Origin of the sequence: Xenorhabdus sp. PB62.4 (assembly GCF_014467285.1) — a bacterium.
GTDB lineage: Bacteria > Pseudomonadota > Gammaproteobacteria > Enterobacterales > Enterobacteriaceae > Xenorhabdus.
Window position 1 is genome coordinate 1 of record NZ_NKHR01000133.1, and the last position, 257, is coordinate 257.

Below are 257 nucleotides of genomic sequence, written 5' to 3' on the forward strand. Positions count from 1 at the left end.
AACCGGGTGATGCTGGAAATCCTCTGGAGCAGTGGCCTCCGGCGCATGGAGCTGCGCCAGCTCCGGCGGGGGGATATCGACGTCGAACGGGGGGCGGTTGTGGTCAATCAGGGCAAAGGCCATAAAGACCGGGTGGTGCCCATCGGCGAGCGGGCGCTGGGCTGGCTGACACGCTATCTGGTGCAGGTCCGGCCACAGTTAGCGGCGCACTATGACAGCGGTTACCTGTTTATCTCGCAAAAGGGCAGGCCGCTCAG

The 257-nt window shown here is 64.2% G+C and carries 1 protein-coding gene; it reads left to right on the forward strand.

The annotated features are described in order from the left end of the window. Nucleotides 1-9: 9 nt before the first annotated feature. On the forward strand, nucleotides 10-257 hold a 248-nt coding region (locus tag Xenpb_RS19580), incomplete at its 3' end, for a tyrosine-type recombinase/integrase (RefSeq protein WP_368666855.1).